This is a genomic window from Pseudomonas sp. MYb541, from assembly GCF_037479595.1.
GTDB classification, from domain to species: domain Bacteria; phylum Pseudomonadota; class Gammaproteobacteria; order Pseudomonadales; family Pseudomonadaceae; genus Aquipseudomonas; species Aquipseudomonas canadensis.
This window is the reverse complement of sequence record NZ_JBBGYS010000005.1, coordinates 67,408-93,196: the sequence shown is the minus strand read 5'-3', so window position 1 is coordinate 93,196 and position 25,789 is coordinate 67,408. Positions and strand designations below refer to the sequence as shown.

The 25,789-nt window shown below is 62.2% G+C and carries 17 protein-coding genes; 8 read left to right on the top strand and 9 right to left on the bottom strand.

Annotated features, from left to right (window positions below):
- Nucleotides 1-11: 11 nt before the first annotated feature.
- Nucleotides 12-827, top strand: coding sequence for a hypothetical protein (locus WH299_RS04650; protein WP_339549716.1), 816 nt, complete (start codon nucleotides 12-14; stop codon nucleotides 825-827).
- A gap of 73 nt (nucleotides 828-900) precedes the next feature.
- Here WH299_RS04650 and WH299_RS04645 read toward each other — a convergent pair whose 3' ends face one another.
- Entirely contained in the window at nucleotides 901-1,953 is a 1,053-nt protein-coding gene (locus WH299_RS04645; RefSeq protein WP_099491916.1) for a DUF1176 domain-containing protein, read from the bottom strand.
- Nucleotides 1,954-2,188: 235 nt separating this feature from the next.
- Between WH299_RS04645 and WH299_RS04640 the strand changes: the two genes are divergently transcribed.
- Nucleotides 2,189-2,740 carry an ankyrin repeat domain-containing protein gene (locus tag WH299_RS04640; protein WP_099491915.1) on the top strand — a complete coding sequence of 184 codons (552 nt, stop codon included), beginning with the start codon at nucleotides 2,189-2,191 and terminating at the stop codon, nucleotides 2,738-2,740.
- Nucleotides 2,741-2,864: 124 nt separating this feature from the next.
- Here the strand turns inward: WH299_RS04640 and WH299_RS04635 are convergent, their stop codons facing one another.
- The 3 genes from WH299_RS04635 to WH299_RS04625 are packed head-to-tail and all read right to left on the bottom strand — an operon-like array spanning nucleotide 2,865 to nucleotide 5,330.
- Entirely contained in the window at nucleotides 2,865-3,533 is a 669-nt protein-coding gene (locus WH299_RS04635) for a hypothetical protein (RefSeq protein WP_256591518.1), read from the bottom strand.
- 3 nt (nucleotides 3,534-3,536) lie between these two features.
- Nucleotides 3,537-4,898: a M48 family metallopeptidase gene (locus tag WH299_RS04630; protein ID WP_256591515.1), complete on the bottom strand. Its 1,362-nt coding sequence runs from the start codon at nucleotides 4,896-4,898 to the stop codon at nucleotides 3,537-3,539.
- 3 nt (nucleotides 4,899-4,901) lie between these two features.
- A complete protein-coding gene (locus WH299_RS04625; protein ID WP_099491914.1) occupies nucleotides 4,902-5,330 on the bottom strand; it encodes a hypothetical protein in 429 nt (142 codons plus the stop codon).
- Between the two features lie 173 nt (nucleotides 5,331-5,503).
- On the opposite strand from WH299_RS04625, the gene WH299_RS04620 reads away from it, so the two are divergent.
- Nucleotides 5,504-6,451 carry a helix-turn-helix transcriptional regulator gene (locus tag WH299_RS04620; protein WP_099491913.1) on the top strand — a complete coding sequence of 316 codons (948 nt, stop codon included), beginning with the start codon at nucleotides 5,504-5,506 and terminating at the stop codon, nucleotides 6,449-6,451.
- Between the two features lie 522 nt (nucleotides 6,452-6,973).
- Here the strand turns inward: WH299_RS04620 and WH299_RS04615 are convergent.
- Nucleotides 6,974-7,285 (bottom strand): hypothetical protein, encoded by a 312-nt coding sequence (locus WH299_RS04615; RefSeq protein WP_126570205.1) that lies wholly within the window; start codon nucleotides 7,283-7,285, stop codon nucleotides 6,974-6,976.
- Nucleotides 7,286-7,804: 519 nt separating this feature from the next.
- Here WH299_RS04615 and WH299_RS04610 point away from each other — a divergent pair.
- From WH299_RS04610 to WH299_RS04600, 3 genes are all read left to right on the top strand, one after another.
- Nucleotides 7,805-8,020, top strand: a complete 216-nt coding sequence (locus tag WH299_RS04610) for a hypothetical protein (protein ID WP_046036385.1) — start codon at nucleotides 7,805-7,807, stop codon at nucleotides 8,018-8,020.
- 201 nt (nucleotides 8,021-8,221) lie between these two features.
- Nucleotides 8,222-8,512 (top strand): type II toxin-antitoxin system ParD family antitoxin, encoded by a 291-nt coding sequence (locus WH299_RS04605; RefSeq protein ID WP_046036276.1) that lies wholly within the window; start codon nucleotides 8,222-8,224, stop codon nucleotides 8,510-8,512.
- A gap of 2 nt (nucleotides 8,513-8,514) precedes the next feature.
- Entirely contained in the window at nucleotides 8,515-8,871 is a 357-nt protein-coding gene (locus WH299_RS04600; protein WP_046036275.1) for a type II toxin-antitoxin system RelE/ParE family toxin, read from the top strand.
- A gap of 711 nt (nucleotides 8,872-9,582) precedes the next feature.
- On the opposite strand, the gene WH299_RS04595 is transcribed toward WH299_RS04600, so the two are convergent.
- Entirely contained in the window at nucleotides 9,583-10,572 is a 990-nt protein-coding gene (locus WH299_RS04595; RefSeq protein ID WP_073859997.1) for a helix-turn-helix domain-containing protein, read from the bottom strand.
- 232 nt (nucleotides 10,573-10,804) lie between these two features.
- On the opposite strand from WH299_RS04595, the gene WH299_RS04590 reads away from it, so the two are divergent.
- Entirely contained in the window at nucleotides 10,805-12,856 is a 2,052-nt protein-coding gene (locus WH299_RS04590; RefSeq protein WP_339549706.1) for a TonB-dependent receptor, read from the top strand.
- A gap of 84 nt (nucleotides 12,857-12,940) precedes the next feature.
- On the opposite strand, the gene WH299_RS04585 is transcribed toward WH299_RS04590, so the two are convergent.
- From WH299_RS04585 to WH299_RS04575, 3 genes are read right to left on the bottom strand one after another with little or no spacing between them, the layout of a single operon-like run.
- Nucleotides 12,941-15,088, bottom strand: a complete 2,148-nt coding sequence (locus tag WH299_RS04585; RefSeq protein WP_339549705.1) for a TonB-dependent receptor — start codon at nucleotides 15,086-15,088, stop codon at nucleotides 12,941-12,943.
- Nucleotides 15,089-15,121: 33 nt separating this feature from the next.
- A complete protein-coding gene (locus WH299_RS04580; RefSeq protein ID WP_339549704.1) occupies nucleotides 15,122-18,175 on the bottom strand; it encodes a hypothetical protein in 3,054 nt (1,017 codons plus the stop codon).
- Complete coding sequence (locus WH299_RS04575; protein ID WP_122726919.1) at nucleotides 18,172-19,056, bottom strand: ATP-binding cassette domain-containing protein; 885 nt, start codon at nucleotides 19,054-19,056, stop codon at nucleotides 18,172-18,174. Before WH299_RS04575 ends, WH299_RS04580 begins: the two co-directional genes overlap by 4 nt.
- Before the next feature lie 294 nt (nucleotides 19,057-19,350).
- On the opposite strand from WH299_RS04575, the gene WH299_RS04570 reads away from it, so the two are divergent.
- Nucleotides 19,351-25,770, top strand: coding sequence for an amino acid adenylation domain-containing protein (locus WH299_RS04570; RefSeq protein ID WP_339549702.1), 6,420 nt, complete (start codon nucleotides 19,351-19,353; stop codon nucleotides 25,768-25,770).
- Nucleotides 25,771-25,789: the final 19 nt, after the last annotated feature.

Genomic DNA, 25,789 nt, shown 5'->3' with positions numbered 1-25,789 from the left:
GGAGTATCACCATGGATGTTTCGATTAAATCGTATCAAGCAAGCACACAGGCAAAAGTGTCTACACAAGAGAAGCCGCCTTCGTCCAACCCTGTAAATTTACCTTCAGGGGATGTCGCCCTCAAGACGACGGAGACCGTCACAATCTCCGATTCTGCACGGGCACTGTACGCATTAAGTAAGGCTGATGATAAACAAGCCTCTATGTCCAATAAGGATTTAAAAGGACAATATGCAAAAGGTCAGAGCGATATATACAATTTCGGGCAGCGGATTGCTGGCGGGAATCTTAATAATGAGGGCCTGCTTCCCAAAACAGACGACCCTGCCCGTTTGGCGTTAGGTCAGCAGTCACTGGATTACGCAATTGGGCTTTCTAAACTCCCTCCGGAAAAACTTCCAAACCCATTTGAAGGTATGGCTCGAAACGGGCTAAGCAATATTGTTTATGACGATTCAGGAACCTATACGGATGCAGAACGATATGCTGCCTATGGGGAGCTTAGTAAGCAGGATGAAACCTATTTTTCCAAGTTGTACGCCAATATCACGAACGGCGGTGACAACAGTGAAATCTTCAAAGGCATCATGGACTATTTCGATGATCTTCCAGCGGTCGAGAAAGCGGCATACCCTGATGGCTTTAGGGACAGTATAAAAAATCTTTACCAAGAGCAGTTAGAACAATCGGGGCCGCTCGCCCTTCTCAGGCAATCGACTGAAAACGACGCTGATAAATTTTCACCGAGCGTCTTCAACAAGGCACAATCACCGGAGAAGATGTTACAAGCCGTCTTAGAAAAAGCGATTGCTCTTTCGACGGCCTGACCATTCCAAGGCAACCAATGTGTCACTGCTCGGATCAATCAGGAACGTCAGCATGGGGGGATATCCGACAGTATCAGCGGCTTGCCTGGGTACGCCACAACACAGGCCAATACACCTGATCCAGCCCCATGCACGGGATCATTTCAGCCGCATGCGTCAGCGTGAAACCGTTACCATCGTAACGCCAGCGCAGCGCAGTGCCACAATTGCCCATACTCATCGCCCTTATCTGACTGTTTAGTTCACCCGTGGCCGGATCAAACTCTACGAAGCCCTGGGGCTCTCTTTCCGGCAGGTTTGGCACTTCGGCGATCAGCGCCGCACGCGCCTGCTCCGGGTGTTCCAGAGGCGCCTGGTAAATAGTGTAGAAACAGTTGTAGGCCCCACAGCCGGTTTCGATGATCACTAGCGCTTGATCTGAACTCAAGGCATACGCTTTGGCTTTTGGCACGACACCTTCATTCAGATCTTCCTGCCAGTCCTTGCGCGTGGCGACCACCACGGCATCCGTGATCTCTTTTGCTTTGTCCGGCGTCAGCACGGCAGGTGCCTGCCAACTTGGCGCTAGCGGAGCGGCAGCGGCTTGCGGCACGCTGCCAGCGGGCGCCGGCCCCTTGGAGATCAGGGCGTCCTGCGTGCCGACCCGCCCCTGGACCGAGTCCATCAGCAACAGCGCCGCACTCATCCCGCTTAGCGATGCGTACGATTTATCCTCCTTGAACGGCAGTACCAGGTAGTTCCCGTTGCGCAATTCTGTGATCAGGGCTTGGGCTGACTTACCGTTCAGCGCAAACACCTCGGGTGTATCGCCTTCTTTCAGTTCGCCAGGCTCAAATTGAGACTTCAGCGGTTCGTCATCAAGTGTTGGCTGGCCGAGGGGTTTCGTGTAGCTGAACACCCCGACATGCAAGGCGCCCTGCGGGCCGGCTTCACGTGTGATTCGTACGCTGAACGTTGAAAAACCAGTGTCATCGCGCTGCTGCACGGCACTGATGGCCGTGCATGTTCGTGTGTTATCGCAGCCGATAATCCAGTCCTTGATTTCGCGCGCCAACGGCACCTTCTCGGCCGCGTGGACGCAGCCAATGCCCGCAGCCAAAAGGAATATGAAAGTGCTTCGTATCATCAGACAGACGCCTTTGAACCAGTAAAAGCCTATTAGGACAGAATTATTTGCTCATACCTATTGCATGGCCGTCAGTCACAACAGAATTGCCGTAATGAACAATCGGCAATAAAAAAAGGGGGCAGACTTTAAACACATGAAAAACTGATATGTCGCAGCGTTACCTCCATCGTAGATAATCCCGCGCAACCTGATCCCGATTAGAACCACACTGTCGATCATAGGTCGTAAACGCATGAGCGCTCTGAACTATCTGATAAGTCAAATCTACGAGCAGGCCAAAAATGGAGACTGGGACAGCGTTATGTCGCAGTGGATGCAAGAGCCTTTGCTCGGCCGGCTTTGCAGCCTGTACCAGGCGCCCTCCTCCGGCTGGACATTCTTGCACCAAGCCGCTTATTTCGGGCACGAGGCTGCATGCGTTGAACTCATTCGCCTTGGGGGTTCAGCTGCCAGGCAGAACGCCAAAGGGAAGTCCGCAATTGAGGTGGCTCGGGAGCATGGACACAGTGAACTCGCTCTTCTACTGGATCGGTCAAGCTTTGAGGATCGCTCCTTGTGGTCAGTTCCGTCCAACCCAGCTCTGCTGCCCAGCAGTAACCTTTTCCAGGAGGCGAATGAGCATCGAGCGAGTACGTTGATGCTCGTTGCCTATGCGGGAGGAGTGGTACAAATTCCCAGCGAAGCCAAGTATTACGCAGATTCGTTTGGGCGCCCGCTGATTGGATGGCATGGCACATTCGATCCTCCCTGCGGAATGGACGGTGAATCGATGCTGCGTATGTGAAATGCCCTGTCTATCGGCCTTGCCCATCGCATACATGCGGGGCCATACAAACGGGGTCAGGCCACCACTATCTGAAGTGTGGTCCGACCCTGATTTCATGACCCAGATTTCACCGTACAACCGCTCAGGAATCGCTCCGAGTGCCCTGGCGCAGCGCATCAAGCTGTCGTTGTGCGTGGGCGGCTTGGCAATAGGCGTTGAGAATGTGTGCAATCTGGTCGCAATCCAGGGTGATGCCTTCATGCACCAGGCCGGCAGACAGGATGCGGATCTGCGGCTGGGGCTTTTTGAGGGCCATGGCCTGGTTGCCGAATATCTGTCGCGCGGAGCGATGAACAGGCAGGGGCGCATCGGCACGCAACATCAGTTTCTGCTCCGTCAGCCAGCCTTCGTCATTGATGGAGACGTCGACAATGTCCAGCAGATCCACGGGTGCGCTCAGGGTGTCCGCAAACAGCTGGCGGCGGGTCAAACGCATAAACACGTGTTGCCCGGCGTTGCGGTGCTGCCAGGTGATCAATGCAAACACCACCGCCATCACCGCAGCACACACGGCCAGGCTGGTGGACCCGCTATTCAGGGCGTACCCCAGCAAGCCCAGGGCAACCAGCAAAAACAGCGGGCTGCGCACCTTGTAGCGGCGCGAGTTGGTGAATTCGGTCTGTTCGGGGACGCGCTGGATAACCTGCTCGAGTTCGGCCATCGCACGTTCGCGCTGGGCGTCGCGGGATTCGGCATATTCCTGGCTGAGTGAGCTCGCGAGATCCGACAGCGGATCGGAAGGTTGGGTCATGGGTCATTCTCTTTGGACGGTTGGTATCGGCGGTGATACGGGCTGCGTGGCAGCCGACGACGCCGTATGGGTGAGCTGGCTGAACCAGTGTCGGTCGTGTTCGGTGGGTACACGGGTGGCCTCGGCCAGCAGCGCGTCATCCAGGGTTACGCCCAGTTGCTGTAGGCGGAGTGCCGTCGGCGGGTGTGTATCGAACGGGTGCGCGATGGCGTGGTTCAGCGCCGCCTCGTTCAGGCGCAGCGGCGTGTGGCTCAGGTGGTCGGCCAGCGCCTGGATCAGGTTGGAGTGATGCTCGGCGAGCAGCGTGGCGATTTCACCGTCCAACGCGATCACCCGTAACAGCGCCTGGCAGAACAGGCGCTCACCGCCGATATTGCCGCCCACCCGATCCGCGACCAATTCCTGAGCGCGTCCCCAGTGATGCACCGCCAGTTGAAAGTAATGCAGGAAACGTTGCGTCATCCAGATCGCCGGGCGCTCGATCCACGCCGGGTCGGCATCCTCGGCACGGATAAACGCAAAGTGCAGGCACATCAGGCTGAATTGCGCACCGATCTGGCTGCCGCGCTCGGTGTCGCGGCGGCTGAAATGGCCCAGCTCATGACCGATGATCGACGCGGTCTCGGCCTGGCTCAGGGTCGAGAGGTAGGTCAGCGGCAGGTACAGGGTACGCCCGCAGAGCAAGTCGCAGGCCGGTTGCAGGGCCACATTGACGCTGGTGACGAAAAATGATTGGTCGATGCCCACCACGATATGGTCGGGCACCGGCGCGCAGGTGGCTGTGGCCAGTTGTTCAATCCACGCCCACAAGGCCGGGGCCTTGTCACGCCCGATCCTTTGCCCCAGAAGCGCCGAGGACGGGCTATCCAGGGCATGCCATCGCTGGCGCAGACGCCCGATCAACAAACATCCCGCCCACAGCACCGCAATCAGCGGCACCGCCACCACCAGCATGAACGCGCCACCGGCCTTGAAGTGGTCCCAGCCCCAGCTCAGTTCATACACCAGGCTCAGGGCCAACGCGCCCACCAACAGCCCGGTGTACGCCACCAGCCAATGCCCCAAGGCACGCCAGCAGAGGAACAGGCGGTCGTAGAGAAAATCCCTGGACTTCAGCGCGCGCCAGGCATCCAGCCTCAGCTTGAGCCACGTCGCAGGTCCGGCCACCAACGCGGCGAGGGCCAGCCAGTAGGCCAGCCCCGCCAGCACCTGACGCACGCGCAGCCAGACGTAGTGGCTGCCCATACCCTGTGCTTCGCGCAGCACGTCATCGACCCGCCCGCCTTGCACACTGGCCCAGCCCATCAGTACCAGCGGCAGCAGCAACATCGTCAGCGGCCACGACCACCGCGCGAATCGGCCCATGGCTCAGTTGGCCTGCAAATAGTCGGTCAGGAAAGCCTGTGCATTGCCTTGGCTGGACAGGAACTCGTCATAGCCGACATTCAGCGCCTGCGATTCGCCAGGCAGGTACAGCTCGCCCCAACCTTGTTGCAGCACCAACACCACGAATTTCCGGCCGTCCACGGTGGTGAAATAGCGGGTGTCCTTGCTGGTCTTTTCCACGGCCATTTTCTGGATCTTCATGTTCCAGTCGTGGTCCACACCCTCCAACTGCACCAGCGCCTGATTGTCATTGCGCGCACCGATGCGCAGGGTCCAGACTTTCACGCCGCCTTCGCCAGCATAGGCCAGCACTTTTTCCGCGGCTTCCGGGCGGTTTTCAGCCTGGGCGAGGCCCGCGATCACGGCCAGAACCAGGCCCAGCAGCGCTGCCCACTTGCGATACATCAACATTTATGGCTTCCTCGACAGTTAAAAGCCGAGCATTGAAATCAAAGCGCCGGCGCCTGCCAAGCGGTCCGGCCGTGGCGCACAACAATAAGGCCGTGGGTCACAACAACTGATCGGGCTACCCGATGTCGATATCATGCAACGCTGCCCACCCGCTCTGACGGACGCTTTTACCAATGGACCGCCGCAACCCCTATCTGGACACCCACTTCTGCTTCGATCACCCAGAGGCCCTGGACGAGGCCGGTGTATTCGATGCCAGCGCGCGGCAGGTCATCGGCAGCGCGATCGGCCATTACCGCGCTCAGACGGTGCGGTCGCACCTGCAGTATTTCGACTGCGATTTGCAGTTCCCCGAACCTTTACGTATCCACAAGGTGCTGCCCGACAGCGTATGCATCGTGCAGGTACTGGGTGGGCAATGGCAGCATCGGGTAGACGGTCGGCTAAATGAATACACCCCCGGCGCGCCTCATGTGCTGGGCTTGAGCGAAAGCATGGAAGCCATGGACCAGATGCCCGCCGGCAGCCGTGCGCGCATGGCCGGGCTGCGCATCGGCGGCGACTACTTACGCGAATTGGCCGAAGAAGACCCGTCACTGCAATCGCTGGCCAGGCTGCTCGACGATGGCATGCACTTTTCAGAACTGCACGGTTGCCGTGTCGTCGGGCGTTTGTTCGAGCGCCTTTATCACTCGCCCTACCAGGGGACGTTGGAGCGGCTGAATCAGGAAAGCCTGAGCCTGGCCGTGCTGATCGAGCTGGCGACGCACCTGGCGCCACAGCCGGCCAACCCTATGGCCTGGTTGCGCAGCCACTCGGACCTGGCGCATGAAGCACGGTTCAAGCTCGACGCCGACCTGATGAACCCACCCGGCACTCTGGCGCTGGCACGGGAACTGGGCGTGGGTGAAACCACCCTGAGACGCGCCTTCAGCCGGGTGTACGGCCAGTCGATGCTCGATTACGTGCGCCAACAGCGCCTGGAACTGGCCCGCAACCTGCTGCGCCAGCGCAAATGGCACGTCGCACAAATTGCCCACCGCCTGGGCTACGCCAACCCTGCCAATTTCAACCATGCGTATAAGGCGTATTTCGGCTATCCGCCAGGGGCGGAGTCCTGACGTTCGGTACGCCTGCTGTGCTGGCTTACGCATCAGTGCGTCAAAAGGCTCACCTCTTGGCCTCTTGCTCGGGGCATTGTCAGCGTTCTAAACCTACTCGGGCCCTTCGGCTAGCCACTGTCTCTTAAGTCGATTGCTCGAATTTTCGAGCGGTTGTCTGCTCTGTGCTTATGGTCTGGCATCGACGGCATGAAACGCATTGAACATGTTTGGCGTTGAGGGGCATCCATGACAGGCCGCTATCGGCCAGAAGCGGTCACTCGGCGTGTCTACGAAATTAGGGGCGATTCAGCCTTACTGAGCGGGTCGAGAAAGGTCGCTGGCCGGAAGGCGATTTGCTGGACGCGTTCCGCGTGTGGCGTGACCAGGAAAATACGTCGAACGCCGTTCCTGGGCGAGAGCTATGATTGAGTAGGAAGTCGATCGTTTCCTCTATTTCGACGTCGAGTGCCTCCAGGGCGCCGGGACAGAAGCCGAAGGCATTGCGCTTGCTCAGCGATAAGCGCCGGGGAACCATTCAGATCATTTCAGACGGAAAATCGCGTCAATAACATCATCCAGCGGCTTCTCTCCGTGTGTATTTTTACCCACAAAATGTGCCGTAAAGCTGACACGCACCCCCTCTTTCTGGAAGAAAAAATACTGCGGTTCTACTGGAACTGGAGGATTTGGGATAGGCGCATATGTACACAGCTCAACTCCATCTAGCACAACAGTTGCACCCGACTTGAGGCAAATTTGATATGTCCCTTTAGGCCCCACAACTTCAATTTTCGGATTTTCGCTACTCATAACTTTTCCCTTCCCAATATTTGTTTTAAAAGAAACATACATCGAACGCCGTTCCTTGAGTATGGCACTAGATTATCAACTTCGTAATGCACCACGGCGTGACAGGGGCTCAGGCAGAACGGGCAAACCGTAGTGCCGTCGCGCCTCAGCGTTGGACTCCTCGATCGTGATCTCGCCTCCAAGGAATAGGGTCTGCAGCTTGAGCAGAAGTTCAGTAGGTCGAATGCCTTCCAGTGCGGACGTGGCCCGCGCATAACGCACGGCTTCGATTCGCTGGGGTTGCTGGTGATCGCCACCGAAAATGAGGACATCTACATGATGCTGAAGTACCTCGGTAAGCGTCTGCCGATGTCACCTTGCACACCCAGGCTGACCGTCCTACGTTAGCGGAAGCGGCTTGGGTGACGTCAGCTTTTGGCCGTCTGCTGCCTGTCGCAACGGCAGTTTTTGGCGAATGCTGACCCTCACTCTAAACCGTTTCATTCACTTAACTCACGGGTGGCTCGGGACATCCGCCTCCCCCGCTGCTACGCTTTCGGCTCCTTCATTGGAGTCGAAACAATACCCACTGAATATTCACTGCCTGATGTCCTTGAGCGTCTGTACCAAAACCAGTTCGCCTTAGAGGCGGCGGTGATGGAGTTGACGTTGTGGATTGAGCGCAAGGGTACGACGGACACAGGCGACAATATCCGCGGCGCGCTACAAACGATTGGAGAGAACGCCGGACACATCAAACAAGGCTTGGCAAAACTGAAGGCCCGAGGCCCACACTAATTAAGCTGTCCACGACGTCCCGCATGCGACAGCCTTGCTTGGACTTTGTGCGCATACAGTCCGGGCCATCTGTTCGGCGCAAAGGATGACCCCACACTTTACAGTTCGTCAGATACAAATCCCAAACTCCCTGAGTTTATGTAAAATGGCATAATATGCCAACGATCGAAACAATATGTTTGCCCAGAGTTGGAGCTAATGATGGCGACGCGAAACGTTGTGCTCACCCCTCACCAAGAACAGGTTATCCAAGACCTGGTCCAGTCCGGCCGTTATCAAAATGCCAGCGAAGTGATGCGAGAAGGTTTGCGTTTACTGGAGCAGCGCGTCGCCGAAGACACTGCCAAAATTGAGGCGCTGCGTCTGGCGACCTCGATCGGCATCATGGATCTTGAACACGGGCGCTTTACTCAATTGAACGAAGGGCATCTGGAGCTTTACCTAGAGGGCTTGAGCCTGGAGGCCACCACTCTCGCGAGCGAGAAACACTGAGCATGCCGCAGTATCGGATTTCCAACGCGGCGCGCGCCGACATTGTCGACATCCTCAGGCTCTCCCAGACGCAGTTCGGCGATCAAGCACGGCAGCGCTACCAGGCGCTGATACTCACGGCGTTGCAAGCTCTTGCCAGCACTCCTTATTGCATTGGCAGCCACGACCGTGATGAGCTTGCACCGGGCCTTCGCAGCTATCACCTCACCTATTCACGCCAGCAGGTCAAACACCCCCATGGGAGGGTCAAAAGCCCACGCCATATCGTGTTCTATCGTGTGGCAAATGACGCCCTGATCGAGGTCGTCCGACTCCTTCATGACGCCATGGAAGTGCAGTTGCACTTGCCGAACGACTGATCACCGACCGGGCACAACAGTTTAACCGGCCATGAACAGCAAAGGTAGGCGCCCCCTCTACATCGCAACCTGAGCCCCTCCCCCGCTGCCAGCCGATTCGGCGGCCAATTGAAGCACGATGCTCTGGCCCCGACCGGAATATCGAGATCCACGACAAGAAACACGATGTTCAATTTTGCCCACCGCTTTCAATGCTGAACAACCGCTTCGTAGGCGTTTTCCGTGCCTAGGCGCCTCGCATTACGCTGCAACTGCCGATGGACATGCGGATCAACGTCCCTAGCATCCAGAGCCCTGGCAACATCACGCAGAGCACGAGCATCTCTGGAGTCAATTTCAGGATAGGTGCAGAGAGAAAGACCCAACAACACCATTTAAGGATATCGACTCATTACCCATATCCTCTTCCGGACGAGCAAGGGTTTGCCAGATACGGGTTGCTAATCCAGTATACGGAGGCGCACTGAATACCAGCCAAAGCCACCCAAGTCCGTGCCAGAAATCGCCATTCGCGATCGCTCGAACACTACGCGCAACTGGGGGCATAACTGGGGGCATAATTCGTTTTTTTCAGGCTGCGACTACCGTGCTAGAGCCCAGTCAAAATGTTTTTTGGGGACCCCGATAGCCTCTAGTGAATGCTTGACTTCAGCTCCATGCCGCATCCGCCCGTGCGTCAAACGAAATCAGTGCGCTTAGGCACATCTTCATTCACGACGCATTAATACCCAGTGATTTGCTCCTCCCGCCATTCTTGAGCGTCGACGGGTTGATTCCGAACTGCTTACGAAACGCTGTCGCAAAATGACTGGCATTGGCGTAGCCCAGGTCCGAGGCGATGCGCATCACGGAGTCATCACCGCTCATCAAGCGGCTGCGTGCCTGGATCATGCGTGCTTGCTGGAATACGCCATAGACACTGTTGAAGAACAGTTGCCGAAACCCGCGTGTCAGTTTGGGTTGGCTCAACCCGGACTCACGCGCCAACTCAGACAGGCTCGGTGCCTTGCCCAGGTCTTCAAGCAGACGCTCACGGGCACGCACCAGCCGTTGGCGATCGGTGTTACTGACGCGGCAGGTACACTCGGCGTCCTGGCGTACTTCCAGGAACAAGCTCACCAGCGTAACGCTCTGCCCGTAAAGCCACAGACTGCTGCGCGGCTGGGCCGGGGGCAATCCGGCACCCTGGTCCATGGCGGTGCCGAGCAGGTGCGCAGTCGCGCTCATTTCGCCACTGCGATGGCCATCGAGAAAGCAATGGTCACAGGCCAACGCTTTGTTCAGCAGTGGGTCGAGTTTCAGCTCCCACTGCTCAAGCACTTCAGGACGAATCATCACAGTGATGTTATCGATTTCGCCGTGCTGGTGATAAAGACCGTGGCGGCAACGACCAAAGCTGATGCTGCCGGCGCCCTCGTCAATCGCATAGCGCCGTTGCCGACGCCCCTCTTGAAAGCTGCACGAGGCCTTGCCCTTGAGCAGGTTGGTGAAACTGAAATGGATGCAATCGCTGTCGTCCTGCAAGGGCAACTCGATCGGCTGTTCGAACGTGCTTTGCCACCGCACGATGTCAAGCCCGTCCTGCAGCGACACGCGGGTGACGCGACAGTGCGCCCCTGGCCCGAGGTCGCTTCCATATCCTCCCGTAATGATTCGCGAGACCGGCATCGGCTCCCCTGCGCCTCCTTGAACGGCTGACATCGTAAATCTCCTGGCTGACCGGATACGGCTCGAATCAGATCACATCGGGGTAGATGTGCGCAATTGATAATTATTAGCATCTGGCGCGCTGCAAAGGCTCCGCCAAATCGCCGCTGCCACCTCGCAACGCGCGCCGATCAGAATCCTCAGTCAAGGTCCCATCATGTCTGCACGATGCAACACGACGGCTACCCGCCAATCTTGCTATAAATGTAATACTATAACAATAGCCATGAGTTTCACACTGGCCAATTCGGCGCTCGCCGCCGCCGCCGAGCCCGTGCAACTGCCGGCCTCGACGGTGACTGCGCGCATGGAGCAGGAAGACCCGAAGGAAGTGCCGATCAGCCTCAGCGTGATCAGCGGCGAGCAACTGCGCACCCAGCGCCTCGACACGCTGGAAAGCGCGCTGCGCAACACGTCCGGCGTGAGCGTCAACTCCTCCGGAGGCCCGAATGACTTCAATGTGCTGATCCGTGGCGTCGGCTCGCTGTACCAGATGTCGATGGATGACAGCTCAGTGGCGTTCAATATCGATGGCGTTCCAGTGTCGTCGCGCAGCCTCGGTTTCGGCACCCTCGACGTCGAGCGCATTGAAGTGCTCAAGGGGCCTCAGGGCACGTTGTCCGGTGCGATTGGCCAGGCGGGCGCGGTGAATATCACCACGCGCCAACCTACCCGCGAACTTGAGGGTTATGTGCGTGGCGAAGTCGGCCAGGAAGGCCAGTTCCTCTCCGAAGGCGCCATCGGCGGGCCGATCAGCGACAGCCTCAGCGGTCGCCTGGCTGTGCGTCGTGCCGGCTATGACAGCTGGATCGACAACGACCAGACTAATCACCCCATCACCAAGCCGCGTAACGAAGCCTACCGAGGCAGCCTGCTCTGGGACCTTAACGATGACACCCATGTGTTGGTCAGCGCCGAACGCCAGAAAACCGAGCGCGCCACCAACTCGCTGGTGTTCCGCCCCTACGGCAGCGACCCCAGCCTTGACCTGACGCCAGGCCTGTTCGACGACAACTACAAGACCACCGAGCGCTATACGCTCAAGGTCGATCACGACTTCGCCAACAGCCGCCTGACCTCCACCACCGCCACGTCCACCGCCGACTTCGAAGGCCTGATCGCCTACGACAGCAAACTCATGGGCGCCCTGTACGGAACCCCTAGCGAATTCTGGGTGGTGGACAAATCCTTCGAGCGCAGCTGGAGCCAGGACCTGCACCTGAGCTCGCTGCCCGACTCCGACGTGTTCTGGGTGGCAGGCCTCGCCGCCAGCCGCAACGAGCGCAGCTACGACACGCCACGCAACACCTACGGCACCTCCGGCGCCAAATACCGTGACTTCACCACCACTACCTACGCCGGCTACGGCGAAGTCACCTTCCCCCTCACCGAGCGCCTTAAACTCACCACCGGCTATCGCCACTCCTGGGACCGCAAGACCTACGACGGTCAGTACTTCTCTGGCAGCAGTGCGGTGCAAGACTCCCGCAAGCTGACCGACGACTATGGCACCGGCCGCGTCGCCCTGAGCTACGCCCTCACGCCGCAAACCAACGTCTACGTGCAACTCGCGCGGGGCTATAAATCCGGTGGTTTCAATGACTATGCCTCGCAGGTCACCGACAGCGAACCCTACAAGGCCGCTGTCAGCAAAGCCGCGGAACTGGGCTTCAAGAGTGAAACCGAAGACCGTCGCGGCAGCCTCAACGGTGCGCTGTTCTTCACCCGGGTACACGACGATCACCTGCTCGGCTATGACGCAGCAACCTTCGCCACCAATGCCTTCAACGCCGACACCCGCACCCGTGGTGCCGAATTGGAAGGCAGTTGGCGCTTCGATTACGGCCTGACACTGGCCGCCAGCGCCACCTACCTCGATGCCAAGATCACCAGCGGCGTGCAAGGCATCCAGGCCGGTGACGTCGCTGCCGGCAACCGCACCCCGGATGTTCCGCGCTGGAGCGGTAACTTCAACGCCAGCTGGAAACACCCACTGGGCACCTTCGCCAGCCTCGGTGAAACCACCCTCAACACCAGCCTGAACTATCACTTGGTGGGCGAGCGCGCAGCCGACCCGCAAAACCACTTCAACCTGGACAACTACGAGAAACTCGACCTGCGCGCGGGCCTCGACAGCAAATACGGCGAAGTCTATGCCTTCGCCGACAACCTGCTGAACCAGACTTACGACACCTACGGTTTCTACAGTGACCCGGTGGCCTACGGTGCACCGGCACGCCGCCGTACCTTGGGCGTAGGCTACACCTATCAGTTCTGACCCGCCCCCGTCGCCGGCAAGCCGGCTCCTACACCAATGGCAACCTGTAGGAGCCAGCCCGCCGGCGATGGCCACAACTGGGGCTCAGAACTGGTAGCTATACCCCACGCCTGCCGAACGCCCGCGTCCCGGCATGCCGGTCAGCACCTGGTCGGTGGAGTACGAACCGTACAGGTCGTAGCGTGCATCCAGCAGGTTGTCGCCCCACAGGTAGATCTCTGAGCCGCCACTCTCCAGGCCCAGGTGCAGGTCCAGCTTGGCGTAGCCCTTGAGGTCGTAGTGGTTCTGCGGGTCGGCCGGACGGTTTTTCTGTACGCGGTAATTGAGCAAGGTGTTCAGGCGTGGCGCCGGCAACCCGAGCAAGGCCCCCAGGTTCTTTTGCCAGGCGACGCTGAAGTTGCCGCTCCACAGCGGCACATCCGGCACGCGACTGCCCGCCGCCACGTCACCGCCGGACACACCCGGCGCATCCGATGTCACCACCGCATTGGTGTAGCTCACGGCACTGCCCAAGGTCAGTTCATCGGTGACGTGCCAGGTGGTCGACAGCTCAGCGCCCTTGCTGCGGGTGTCGGCATTCACTGCGCTGACCGCCAGGGTGTTGAAGTCGTAGCCCAGCAGGTGGTCGTCCTGCACGCGCGTGATGAACAACGCCCCTTCCAGGCTCAGGTCGCCCCCGGCACTTTCATGTTTGAAGCCCAGTTCGGCGGAATTCACCTTGGCGGCCTTGTAGGGCTCGCTGTCCTTGATCGACGTGGCGTAGTCGTTGAACCCCGCCGACTTATAGCCCCGTGACAGCACCGCATACACATTAGTCTGCGGCGTCAGCGCGTAGCTCAGCGCCACGCGTCCGGTGCTGTAGTTGTCCTGCAAACGCCGGCTGTCGCTGACCTGCGCGCCGCCACTGGAATAATCGGCACCATAGGTCTTGCGGTCCCAGGTGTGGCGCAGGCCGGTGGTGAGTTTCCAGTCTTCGGCAATCGGGTACGTCACCTCACCATAGGCCGCGTAGCTGTTGGTGCTGAAGTCGCGCAACTGTTGCGCGCCATTGGTGAAGTTGTTGGAATCGAAACTGCGTTCGGAGCGCGACAGGTTGAGCCCCGTCACCCAAAACACATCGGCATCCGCCAGTGATCCCAGACGCAGGTCCTGACTCCACACGCGCTCATGGGCCGAGTCTTCGATCAGGTATTCGAACGGGGAACCGTACAACGCCCGCGTGATGTTGCGATCGTAGCCTTTGACGGCATTGAAGTCGGTGCTGGTATAGGCGCTGATCGAGGTGATGCGCGACTGCGCCAGGTCGTGATTGAGTTCGAAGGAGTAACGCTCGTTGGTCTTCTGGTTGCCATCAAAGGTACCTGGCGTGTAGTCCAGGCTCGGGCGATTGCCAAACGGACGCAGCAGTTCCAGGCCCGCATAGTGCTCGGCGCGCTGGCGCTCGGCGGTCAAAAGGCCGGTGGTGCCCTGGTCGTTGTCCCACAGCAGGCTGCCGCGCAGAGCGAGGTCCCGGGGTTTGGTCAGCGGGTCGCCGTCCTGTTGGTCATCGACCCAGTTATCAAAGCCGCTGCGACGCACCGCGATACGCCCGGCCAGCGAGTCGGTCAACGGCCCGCCCACGGCGCCTTCCGTCATGAACTGGCCTTGGTTGCCCACTTCGCCACGCACATACCCCTCCAGCACGCGCGTCGGTTTGCGGGTGGTGACGTTGATCGCGCCCGCCTCGCTGTTGCGCCCCAGCAATGTGCCCTGCGGGCCCTTGAGCACCTCCACCTGCTGCACGTCGAGCGTCGCCAGCGCCGCATTGCGCACTGACATTGGCACGCCGTCCACATTCAACACCACCGAACCGTCATCCATGCTCATCTGGTTCAGTGACCCGACACCACGGATACGCACATTGGCGTCATTGGCGCCGCCCCAGGAGTTCACATCCACCCCCGGCGTGGTGCGCAGCGCGTCTTCCAGGGTGCGCAGGCGCCGAGTCTCGAGGGTTTGCCCATCGATCACCGAGAGACCAAAGGGAATGTCCTTGGCACTCTCCTGGCTCAAGCGCGCGCTGACCGTCAGCGGTGCCAGTTCGATGGCCTCCGCAGGGGCCTGCGGCTGATAGTCAGCGGCATAGGCCGTGCACATCTGGCTGGACAAGCCCAGCGCCATGGCCTGGGTCAAGACGTTGGCCCGCCAGCCGAGGGGGCGGCGCAGCGGTTGGATTAACAGTGCAGATGACATGACAACGCTCCAAAAGGCAGGGATGGTTCAAATTCATTGCGCAGGGCCCCAGCGCTCAAGCGCAGCGGCAATCGCGTCAGGATCAGGCGCGCCCAACAAGGGCTGGATCGCAGCCGGCCATCCCTGGCCGTTTCGGATGGCGGCGGTCATTGCCGTCAGTTGTTCGGGGCTTTGTTCAGCGGTCCATGCCAGACTCGCCAGGGCTGCATAAGTGGCGGCCCAGCCATGCTCGCGGGCATCAGCCAGGGTGCCGACGGGTTCGCCGTCATTGCCCAGCGCGCGGGTCAGGTCATCGGCCATGAGTTTCACCAGTGCCGCGCGCGCCTCAGGACCGTCTACATCCGCCACACACAGCAAGCCGATCGCGCCCGCCACGCCCTGGCTCAACCACAGGTAACCCGGCACCTGCCGCAGGTCGCTGGCGTCAATCAACACCCGGCGGGCAAGCAGTTCGGCAATATGCGCACGGCGTGCCGAACGCCCGACGCCGGTCGCGGCCACGTCCCAATCCGGCGATTGGGCGAGCAACAGCTGACCGTGGCTCAAGCGGCTGTCGCCCATGCCGGTCGGCCACTGGCTCACGCCCTCCACCACCGGGCGACTGCCCAGGCGTCGCGCCACACAGGTGCTCATCAGGTCCAGGTCTTCGCGCACTTCAACAGCCGTTTGCTGGCGGCTGGCATCCGCCTTAGCCTGCAAGCTGTAGGCAAAATCCAAGGGCGCCGCGCTGTGACCGTTGAAGTCCTGTCCATCAATCTCAACGTGCCATTGCCAGTCGCCCGCCGGCGCGATGGCCTCCACGGCGACGGCGGAACCTGCCGCCAAGGTGGGTACGTCGGCTGCCAAACCGACCTCGCTGCGTTGCACCGGCGCACGCAGCAGCCGCTCGCTGTCCAGCCCCAGGCGCGGCATAACGCGGCGCGCTTGCAGCCACACACCGTGCGGCCCCAACCAGAACGCTTCGCCTTCCGACGGCCAGCCGTTGGCGCTGACCGTCCAGTTCAACTCCACAGTGCAGGCGTTCGTCGCACAAGGTGCCAGGGGAACGCGCAGGTGTTCGGTGGCCTGTTCGAACGTGACCGGTTGCCCCATCACGCTCACCGCCGTCACCTGCAAACCTGGCGGCAACTCGGCGTCCAATTGGCTGGCCACCACGGCGTCCAGCGTCCACTGACCCTCAACCTGACGCGCAGCGGAATCCACGCGCAGTTGCACGCGCCCGCCCGCCACCTGCCAGGCCGTTGCGCCGGGCAGCCAGCGCTGTTCCCAGGCGGCGCGTTCAACACGCTCCTCGGCCACCGATTGGTAGTCGCCCTGCTCCACCAGATGATGGTGCAAAGCCACGCCACTGCCCAGCAGACCCAAGGCGCCCAGGGCCAACACGGCGAGCGGCAACGGCTGGCGCACGTCAGCGAAACGGCGGCGCTCGGGACCGCGAGGCAATACCAGTGCGGCCACGCCGACCATCACCGCGCAACCTGCGAGTTTCCAGCCTGCCAGGGTGCCGAGATACGGTAACCAGGGCGCCCAGCCGGCGAGTTGCGACAACGCCACATGCGCCGGTATCCCCATCGCATAGGCGGGGTAGCTGACCAGCCCCAATTCGTGGTTGAGCACCAGGAAAAACGTCAGCAGCATCGACGTGGCGTACGCGAGCCCCGAGCGCCGTATCAACGCGTGCACCAGCACCGTCAGCGCGGCCAGTTCCAGCAGCGGCGGCGCGAACACCAGCGCTTGGTAGACCAGTACAAAGCCCGGCGCCAGGCTGTCGGGCACAGCGATGGCGCTGATCAGCAGGCTGGCAATGCCTGGCACCAGCGCCAAGGTCAGGGTCGCCAACAACACACAGGCCGTACGGCCGAACAATCGCAGCCAGGTCGGTGCGGGGGTCGCCTGCAACATCGCCCCGAGGCCTTCGACGTCATCACGCCGACACACCAAGCCCACCAGCGCCGCGATAATAAAGGCGATCACCAGGAACAACGCGCTCGACAACAGCGGCAGGGTCAGATCCGCCCGTGGCACCATCGGCCCGCGCGCATGCCACACGCCGTGGACAAAACCACTGAGCACGCCCATCACCAGCAGCAAGCCGAGCGCCACCCACCAGATCCGCCGTGCAAACAACTGGCGTACCTGCCAGCGCGCTTCATGCCACAAGGCGTGCGTCCAACGACTGGCCGTCAAAGGACCCGGCAATTGCACGTCACGGCTGCGCAGCATCGGCGGTTCCGTCAGCACCGCACCGCTGCGCCTGCCCATCAGGCCCTGGCGCGTGGTGCGCGCCAACACCACGGCCAGCACCAGCAGCGGCAACACACACCACAACGCGCGGTTGAGCCAGAACCCCGGCGTCAGCGCCAACAGCGACTGCGACTTCTGCGCGGTGCTCCAGGTTTCGACCTGGGCCTGGGCAAAGGTAAATAGCGACGGGTCCAGGCTGGCCGCCAACAGCGGGTTGATATGCCCGCCCTTGAGTACGACCACTGCAAACATCCACAGCAGCATCAATACCGTCGCCAGGGCAAAGGGCGCAGCCAGGCCACGGCTGCGCAACGCCAGCAGGTAATACAACGCACCGATTCCAGTGCTCACCGGCAACAGCAAGGCGACCCAGGCAAAGGCCAACGCCGACCAGACCGGCGCACCGATACTGGCCGCTGGTACCCAGCCGAGCCAGCCCAATACCGGGCTGACCAGGAAGCCGATAATCAACGCACTGGCGAGCAACCCACCCACCAGCGCCGCGCCGATAAAACGCCCCCACAGCAGCGCCGGCAGCGACAGCGGCAAGGCCAGCAGCACCTCTTCCAACTGCGCCTTGCGGTCGCGCAGGGCCGGCTGCGCAAACACCCAGGCCCAGGCAAAAAACAGGAAGAACATGCAACCGCACGACATCAGGTAAATCAGGCTGGGTGCATTGCGGGCGATGTCGCTGGCGCCCATTTTCTGCACGTAGTCGGCATTCGTCAGAGACATCAGCAGGTAGCCGGTGAGGCCGAGAAACACCAACAAGGGAATGCCACTGCGCAGCCCGGCACGGACTTCCACCCAGGCTTCACGCAACAGCAAGGCGACGGTATTCATGCGTCCACCGCCTCGCCGGCCTGGGCCAGCGCCAGGTAATAGATATCCTCCAGACGCGGCGCGTGGGGGCTGAAACGCGGGTCTGCCGGACGCTCGCCGTGCACGATCACGCGACTGCCTTGTGGGCTGGCGGCCACATGCAATGCTTCGGGCAACGATTCACCACGGCTGAACGGCGCTTCCCACAAGCGGCCCTGTTCGGCAGCGAGCAAGTCGGCCGGGCGACCTTCGACAATAATCTGCCCGCCGGCCAACACCGCCAGGCGGCTGCACAGGTTCTCGACGTCTTCGACGATATGGGTCGAGAGCAGCACGATGGATTCGGCGGCGACATCCGCCAGCACTCGATGAAAACGGTTGCGTTCGGCCGGGTCGAGGCCCGCCGTGGGCTCATCGACGATCACTAAGCGCGGCGAACCCACCAGCGCCATGGCGATACCGAACCTGCGCAACATGCCGCCCGAATAGGTCGCCAACGCACGGTGGGCCGCCTGCTGCAAGTTGACCTTATCCAGCAGGGCCTCGATTTCCTCGCGGCGCTGGCGGTTGTCGGTACGGCCCTTGAGCCAGGCGAACCGGTCGAGCAAATCCCGCGCACTCACGCCGGGGTACGCGCCCAGTTGCTGCGGCAGGTAACCCAGGCGGCGACGCAGATGGTCGGGGCCGCGCAGAACGTCCACGCCGTCCAGGTGAATGCTGCCGGCGTCCGGCAGCTGCAGGCTCGCCAGGGTGCGCATCAGGCTGCTCTTGCCGGCGCCGTTGGGACCGAGCAAGCCATACATTCCGGGGCCAACACTCAGGTCCACGCCGCGCAGCGCTTCGACGCCATTCTTGTAGCGCTTGCGCAGGCCGCGCACTTGTAAACCCGAATCGACAGACATCCGCAACTCCATGAAGAGGCCCTGCAAGAGGGCGGCGAGCGACGGTAGTCAAGGCCGTGGGCCGGGCTCTACCCGATTCAAGTCATTTTCCAACCGCATCGCGCGGCGTATCGGCGTCATGTCCCGCAACTGCGCCCGTGCAATCGGCACTGGGCAAACGGATACGGGGCAAAAACGATTCGATCCGGGTAGTCGCCAAAATGAGAATGACTAGCATCTCCCCCATGCATTTGCCTGCCCCCAGCGCCTGGGCCAACCCCGGCCCGGGCCCTAGCGATGAGAAGACGTTGAGCCATGGCCACTCCCAGCACCTCAACCGCAACACTGCTGCGCCAATCCCTGTCCGACGCACTTGGACTGCCCGCCGACCAGGTGCCCCTGGAGGCCAACCTGATCGAATGGGGCCTGGACTCCGTCACCCTGATCCGTCTTGCCGGCCAATGGCGGCGCCAGGGCCTGGCCGCGCGTTTCGCCGACTTGGTGGCGGACCCACGCCTATGTACCTGGCTAGCCCTGCTTGACACCGCCCCCACGGCCCCCGCGCCGGTCAGCACCGCTACCGATGACGGGCTGCCGTTCGAACTGGCGCCGATGCAGCACGCTTACTGGATCGGTCGCGCCCCTGGCCAAGCGCTGGGTGGCGTGGCAGCACACTTCTATAACGAGTTCGATGGCCACGACGTTGACCCGATACGGTTGGAAGCCGCCGTGCGTGCCCTGCTCGCGCGGCACCCGATGTTACGGGCGCAGTTTCTCGATGACGGCCGCCAGCAGGTCCTCGCGCACAGCCCGTGGCCGGGGCTCACGGTGCATGACCTGCGCCAGGCCGGCGCCGAACAGGTGCAACAACGGCTGGCTGCCTTGCGCGCCGAGCTGTCCCATCGCAAGTTGGCCGTGGAACAAGGCCAGGTGCTGGATATCCAGCTGTCGTTGTTGCCCGACGGCACCCGCCTGCACCTGAACCTCGACATGCTCGCCGCCGATGCCTTGAGCCTGCGCACCCTGCTCGGCGACCTGGTGCTGTTGTACCGCCAACATCCCCTGCCCGCGCTGGACTACACCTTTGCCCGCTACCTGGCTGACCTGCGCCAGGAACAGGCCAGCGCCGAGCAGCGGGATCGTCACCAACAGGCGCGCGACTACTGGTTGCAGCGCCTCGATCAGTTGCCCGGTGCGCCGAGCCTGCCGATCAAGGCCCAGGGCGATGACCGCCAGGTCTGCCGCCGTCACCATTGGCTGCCGCCGTCAGAACGCCAGGCATTCGAACGCCAGGCGCGGGAGCACGGGCTCACGCCGGCCATGGCGTTGGCGGCGGTGTTCAGTGAAGCCCTTGGCGCGTGGTGCGATACACCCGAGTTGCTGCTCAACCTACCGCTATTCAACCGCACGCCGCTGCATGCCGACGTCGATCGCCTGGTCGGGGATTTCACTTCGTCGATCCTGCTGGCCTGGGACGGCCGGGTCGCCGGCACGTTTGCCGCACGCGCCACCACCCTGCAACGCCGCTTCCACAGCGATGTCGCACACAGCGCGTTTTCCGGCCTGGAGGTGTTGCGTGAACTGTCCCGCCAACGCGGTGAACAAGTCCTGGCTCCCGTTGTATACACCAGCGCACTGGGCCTGGGTGAGCTGTTCGCCGAGGGCGTGCAGGCCAGTTTCGGCCAGCCGGCGTGGATCATTTCCCAGGGCCCGCAGGTGTGGCTCGATGCGCAAGTCACCGAGCTGGACGGCGGCATCCTGATCAACCTCGATGCGCGTGAAGGGCTGTTCGCCGACGGTGTGCTCGATGGCGTGTTCAAGGCCTATACCGACCTGCTGCAACGCCTGTGTTTTGACCCGGACGCCTGGCATCAGGCACCGCCTGCGCTGATCCCCGCCGAGCAACTGGCCCTGCGCCAAACCGTGCAAGGCCAGCCTGCTGCCCTGCCCGCCAAGCGCCTGCACGAGGCATTTTTTGCCCAGGCACGCCTGACGCCCACCTTGCCCGCGCTGCTGCAGGGCAACCCTCCCGTCATCGGCTATGGCGAGCTGGCCGAGCGGGCCCTGCAAGTTGCAGCGTACCTGGAAGACCAAGGCATCCAGCGCGGCGATGTCGTGGCGCTGCAACTGCCCAAGGGGCCCGAGCAAGTCATCGCGGTACTGGGCATCCTCGCCTGCAGCGCCACGTACCTGCCGATCGGCATCGACCAGCCCGACGCGCGTTGCCAGAAAATCTGCGAAAGCTCAGGTGCGCGGTTGCTGCTCAAGGCCCTGCCACCTGCGGGCCCCGCGCTGGACGCGCCCCGGCCCGGTGCGGTCAGCGACCTGGCCTACATCCTCTATACCTCCGGTTCCACTGGCGAACCCAAGGGCGTAGAAATCAGCCACCTGGCCGCCGCCAACACCGTGGAAGACCTGCAACGGCGCCTCCAGCTGACCGCCGATGACCGCATTCTCGCGCTCTCTGCGCTGGAGTTCGACCTGTCGGTGTTCGACCTGTTTGCTGCGCTGTCCAACGGCGCGGCGGTGATTGGCATCGAGCCCGAAGCGCAGCGCGATGCCGAGCGCTGGCGTGAACTGGCCTTGCAGCACCGCGCCAGCGTGCTCAACTGCGTGCCGGCGTTGCTGGACATGTTGCTCGGTTGCGCCCCGGCCGACGCGCGCCTGCCGCTGCGTGCGGTGTTGCTCGGCGGTGACAAAGTCGCCCCGGACCTGGCGCCACGGTTGTGGGCCCAGGCGCCGGGCTGTCGCTTCATGGCCTTGGGCGGCGCCACCGAAGCGGCGATCCACTCGACGCTGTTCGAAGCCCTACCCGGCCAGCCATTGCCTTGGCACTGCCTGCCTTACGGCAAACCGCTGGACAACGTCAGCCTGCGCATCGTCGACCACCAGGGCCATGACTGCCCGGACTGGGTGGCCGGGGAGCTGTGGATCGGCGGCGCCGGGGTGGCCCAGGGTTATCGCGGCGACCGCGTGCGCAGCGCCGAACGTTTTGTCGACTATCAAGGCCTGCGCTGGTACCGCACAGGCGACCGGGCGCGCTACCACCCCGACGGCACTGTGGAGTTCCTCGGGCGTAGCGACTTTCAGCTCAAGCTGCATGGCTACCGCATCGAGGCCGGCGAAGTCGAACAGGCGCTGCTGGCCTGCCCAGGCGTGGAGCACGCGGTCGTGTTGCTGACCGGCCAGCAATTGGCGGCGGTGGTCCGTCTGGCGCACGGCGCCGTGCAGCCTGTGCAGATCGACCTGCCGGGCCTGGCCGAGCGCCTGCCGGCGTATATGATTCCCTCGCTGATCCTCGGCTGCGCGCAGTTGCCCTTGACCGGCAACGGCAAGGTCGACCGCAAGGCCTTGCACGCGTGGCTCGTCCAGCATAGCCCGGTGCAGCAGGCCAACCTGACGGCGCCCTGCGGCGTTATCGAACAACAGGTGGCCCGCGCCTGGCAGCAGTTGCTTGGCTGTGGTGAGGTGTGCCGCGAACACAGCTTCTTTGCCCTGGGTGGCGACTCTCTTAGCGCCACCCGCCTGGTGCGCCTGCTCGCCGAACAAGGGCTGGGCGGTGCACGCATCGCCCAGGTGTTTGCCAAGCCGGTGCTGGCGCAATTTTGTGTCGACCTGCATCAACAGGCACAGGCCGAACCCGCACACACCGTTGTTGCAGACCTGGCGCAACGCCACGCGCCCTTCCCTATGACTGAGGTGCAGCAGGCCTATTGGCTGGGCCGCGACCCCAGCCTGGTATTAGGGGGCGTGAGTTGCCACTTCTACCGTGAATACGACGTCGAGGACCTTGACCTGCCGCGCCTGCAACACGCCTTGCAGCGCTTGATCGAACGCCACGAAATGCTGCGCGCTGTGTTCGATCACAGTGGCCAGGCGCGCATCCTGCAACAAGTGCCGGCCTTCGTGATCGGCCAGGGCCACGCCAGCCTGGAAGAGCTGCGTGAACACTGTGCCCATCGCGTGTTCGCCCCTCACCAATGGCCGCTGTTCGATGTGCAAACGGTGACCCACGGCCGGCACACACGCCTGGCGATCAGCCTGGACAATTTGATCCTCGACGCCCTGAGCATCCTGCGCTTCTACACCGAACTCGATGCGTTGTACCGCGAGCCCGACATTGCGCTGGCCCCGCTGGATCTGTCGTTTCGCGATTACCAATTGCAGTGCGCCGCTGCATCTGAAGAGTTGCACGCCGCGCAGCGCTTCTGGCAGGAACGCCTGCCCGAATTGCCGCCGCATCCGCAGTTGCCACTGGCCGCCGATCCCGCCAGCCTGGGCCGACCACGCTTTGAACGCCTGCAAGGGCAGATCGATGCCAGCGCCTGGCAAGCGATCCTGTCCAAGGCCCAGCAACAGGGGCTCACCGCCTCGGCGGTACTGCTCTGCGCTTTTGCCGAAACCCTCGGCCGCTGGAGTGCACGCCCGGACCTGAGCCTCAACCTCACACTGTTCGATCGCCGCCCCGTGCACCCTCAGATCGACCAGGTAATGGGCGACTTCACATCGCTGACCCTGCTCGGGTATGTGCCCGTGGCGGGTGAGCGTTGGGTTGACCGTGCACGGCGTACGCAAGAATCCCTGGGCGAGGCGTTGGAGCATCGCTGCGTGGGTTCCGTCAGCCTGCTGCGCCAGCTGGCCCGGGGCAATGGCGAGCAACAGGTGAGCATGCCGGTGGTGTTCACCAGCGCCCTGGGCGTCCCGGATGGCACGGCGGCACCGGTGGACGGACCGTTTGCCCACCAAGTGTTCGGCCTGACACAAACCCCGCAAGTGTGGCTCGACCACCAGGTCGTCGAAGCCAACGGTGGTATTGCCCTTAACTGGGACCGTGTGGTCGGCCTGTTTCCCGAAGGTCTGGTTGAAGCGATGTTCGACGCTTACCTGCAGAGCCTCAACTGGTTGGCCGAGCACGCCTGGGACAGCGCGCCACCCGACCTGCTGCCCCAGGCCCAAGCGCAACGGCGTGCCCAACTCAACGCCCCGGTCGACTGCGTGCCGGGCGACCCGACGCTGCATCAAGGTTTCTTTGAACAGGCGCGCCATGCTCCGCAGCGCCCCGCCTTATTATGGGGTGAACACGGCACGCTGAAGTACGGCGAACTGGCCGACCGCGCGCTGCGTATCGCCCACAGTCTGATGGACGCAGGTGCCGCACCCGGCGACCTGGTGGCCGTATCCCTGGCCAAAGGGCCGCAGCAGGTGGCCTGTGTGCTGGGTATTCTGGCGGCCGGCGCCGCCTATCTGCCGGTGGGTGTCGATCAGCCATTGCAGCGCTGCCAGCGCATCCTGCAACAGGCCGGCGTGACCCTGATGCTCGCCGAGCACGACCCGCAACTGCCCGGCGTCAAACACCTCAAGCCCACCACCGCGTTGAAGGCCGAACCGCTGGCGGCGCCACGGCCTCTCGCGGCAGGTGAACTGGCCTATGTGATCTACACCTCCGGCTCCACTGGCCAGCCCAAGGGCGTGGAAATCACCCACCGCGCGGCGATGAATACCGTGGCCGAGATCAACCGCTGTTATGGCGTCCAAGCCACCGACCGGGGCTTGGCCCTGTCGGCGCTGGACTTCGACTTGTCGGTGTATGACCTGTTCGGCCTGCTCTCGGTGGGCGCCGCAGTGGTGCTGATCGACGAAGACCAGCGCCGCGATGCCCGCGCCTGGCTCAAGGCATTGCAACAGCACCGCGTGACCCTGTGGAACAGCGTGCCGGCGCTGCTCGACATGCTGCTGGAAGCCAACGCTCAAGACCGCCAGCCCCTGGACCTGAGGGTCGCTCTGCTGTCCGGCGACTGGATAGGCCTTGATCTGCCGCAACGCCTGCAAGAGCAGGCCCACGGTTGCCGCTTTATCGCCCTCGGCGGCGCGACCGAAGCAGCGATCTGGTCGAATCACTTTGAAGTACGCCAGGCAATGCCGGGCTGGCGTTCGATTCCCTACGGCGTGCCGCTGGCCAACCAGGCCTACCGGGTAGTCGATGCCCTGGGCCGTGACTGCCCGGACTGGGTCACGGGGGAACTGTGGATCGGCGGTGCCGGCGTCGCGCGTGGTTATCGCCACGCGCCGCAGCTGAATGCCGAGCGCTTTGTCGATGGCTGGTACCGCACCGGTGACCTCGGCCGCTACCACCCCGATGGCCTGTTGGAGTTTCTCGGGCGCGCCGACAGCCAGGTGAAGGTCCGTGGCCATCGCATCGAACTGGGCGAAATCGAAGCCGCCCTGGCGCGTCACCCCTGTGTGAACAGCGCCGTGGCGCTGGTCGCCGACCACCGACTGATGGCCGCCGTTACGGCCAGCACCTGCGCCGAGGTGCTCGCACAGCATCTGGAGCAGTGCCTGCCGGCCTACATGCGCCCGGAACAGATCCTGGTGCTGGAACGCCTGCCGTTGAGCAGCAATGGCAAGGTCGACCGCCGTGCGCTGCTCGCCCCCTTGAGCGCCGCTGCCCAGCCACGGGACGCGATGGATGAGCAACCACTGAGCGCCGGCGAACAGGTGATCGCCGAGCTCTGGCAGCACTTGCTCAAGGTGCCGAGCGTCTCGCGCCACGACAACTTTTTCCGCCTGGGCGGCGACAGCCTGCTGGCCACGCGTTTTCTCGAAATGCTACGCAGCCGTCTGGGCGTGGAACTGCCCATGGGCCAGTTGTTCGGTGCCGCCAGCCTGCTGGAAGTGGCGCAGACCCTCGAACGCCTACCCACCCCGCACACCGTTGAAGAAGGCGTTATCTGATGCCCGCGCAACCACCCTT

Bases quoted from the DNA above. Each gene is read 5' to 3' on its own strand.
- WH299_RS04620 (WP_099491913.1), top strand. From the start codon at position 5,504: ATGGACCGCCGCAACCCCTATCTGGACACCCACTTCTGCTTCGATCAC.
- WH299_RS04635 (WP_256591518.1), bottom strand. From the start codon at position 3,533: ATGACCCAACCTTCCGATCCGCTGTCGGATCTCGCGAGCTCACTCAGC.
- WH299_RS04575 (WP_122726919.1), bottom strand. From the start codon at position 19,056: ATGTCTGTCGATTCGGGTTTACAAGTGCGCGGCCTGCGCAAGCGCTAC.
- WH299_RS04625 (WP_099491914.1), bottom strand. From the start codon at position 5,330: ATGTTGATGTATCGCAAGTGGGCAGCGCTGCTGGGCCTGGTTCTGGCC.
- WH299_RS04615 (WP_126570205.1), bottom strand. From the start codon at position 7,285: ATGTATGTTTCTTTTAAAACAAATATTGGGAAGGGAAAAGTTATGAGT.
- WH299_RS04595 (WP_073859997.1), bottom strand. From the start codon at position 10,572: ATGTCAGCCGTTCAAGGAGGCGCAGGGGAGCCGATGCCGGTCTCGCGA.
- WH299_RS04585 (WP_339549705.1), bottom strand. From the start codon at position 15,088: ATGTCATCTGCACTGTTAATCCAACCGCTGCGCCGCCCCCTCGGCTGG.
- WH299_RS04605 (WP_046036276.1), top strand. From the start codon at position 8,222: ATGGCGACGCGAAACGTTGTGCTCACCCCTCACCAAGAACAGGTTATC.
- WH299_RS04645 (WP_099491916.1), bottom strand. From the start codon at position 1,953: ATGATACGAAGCACTTTCATATTCCTTTTGGCTGCGGGCATTGGCTGC.
- WH299_RS04640 (WP_099491915.1), top strand. From the start codon at position 2,189: ATGAGCGCTCTGAACTATCTGATAAGTCAAATCTACGAGCAGGCCAAA.
- WH299_RS04600 (WP_046036275.1), top strand. From the start codon at position 8,515: ATGCCGCAGTATCGGATTTCCAACGCGGCGCGCGCCGACATTGTCGAC.
- WH299_RS04590 (WP_339549706.1), top strand. From the start codon at position 10,805: ATGAGTTTCACACTGGCCAATTCGGCGCTCGCCGCCGCCGCCGAGCCC.
- WH299_RS04630 (WP_256591515.1), bottom strand. From the start codon at position 4,898: ATGGGCCGATTCGCGCGGTGGTCGTGGCCGCTGACGATGTTGCTGCTG.
- WH299_RS04650 (WP_339549716.1), top strand. From the start codon at position 12: ATGGATGTTTCGATTAAATCGTATCAAGCAAGCACACAGGCAAAAGTG.
- WH299_RS04580 (WP_339549704.1), bottom strand. From the start codon at position 18,175: ATGAATACCGTCGCCTTGCTGTTGCGTGAAGCCTGGGTGGAAGTCCGT.
- WH299_RS04570 (WP_339549702.1), top strand. From the start codon at position 19,351: ATGGCCACTCCCAGCACCTCAACCGCAACACTGCTGCGCCAATCCCTG.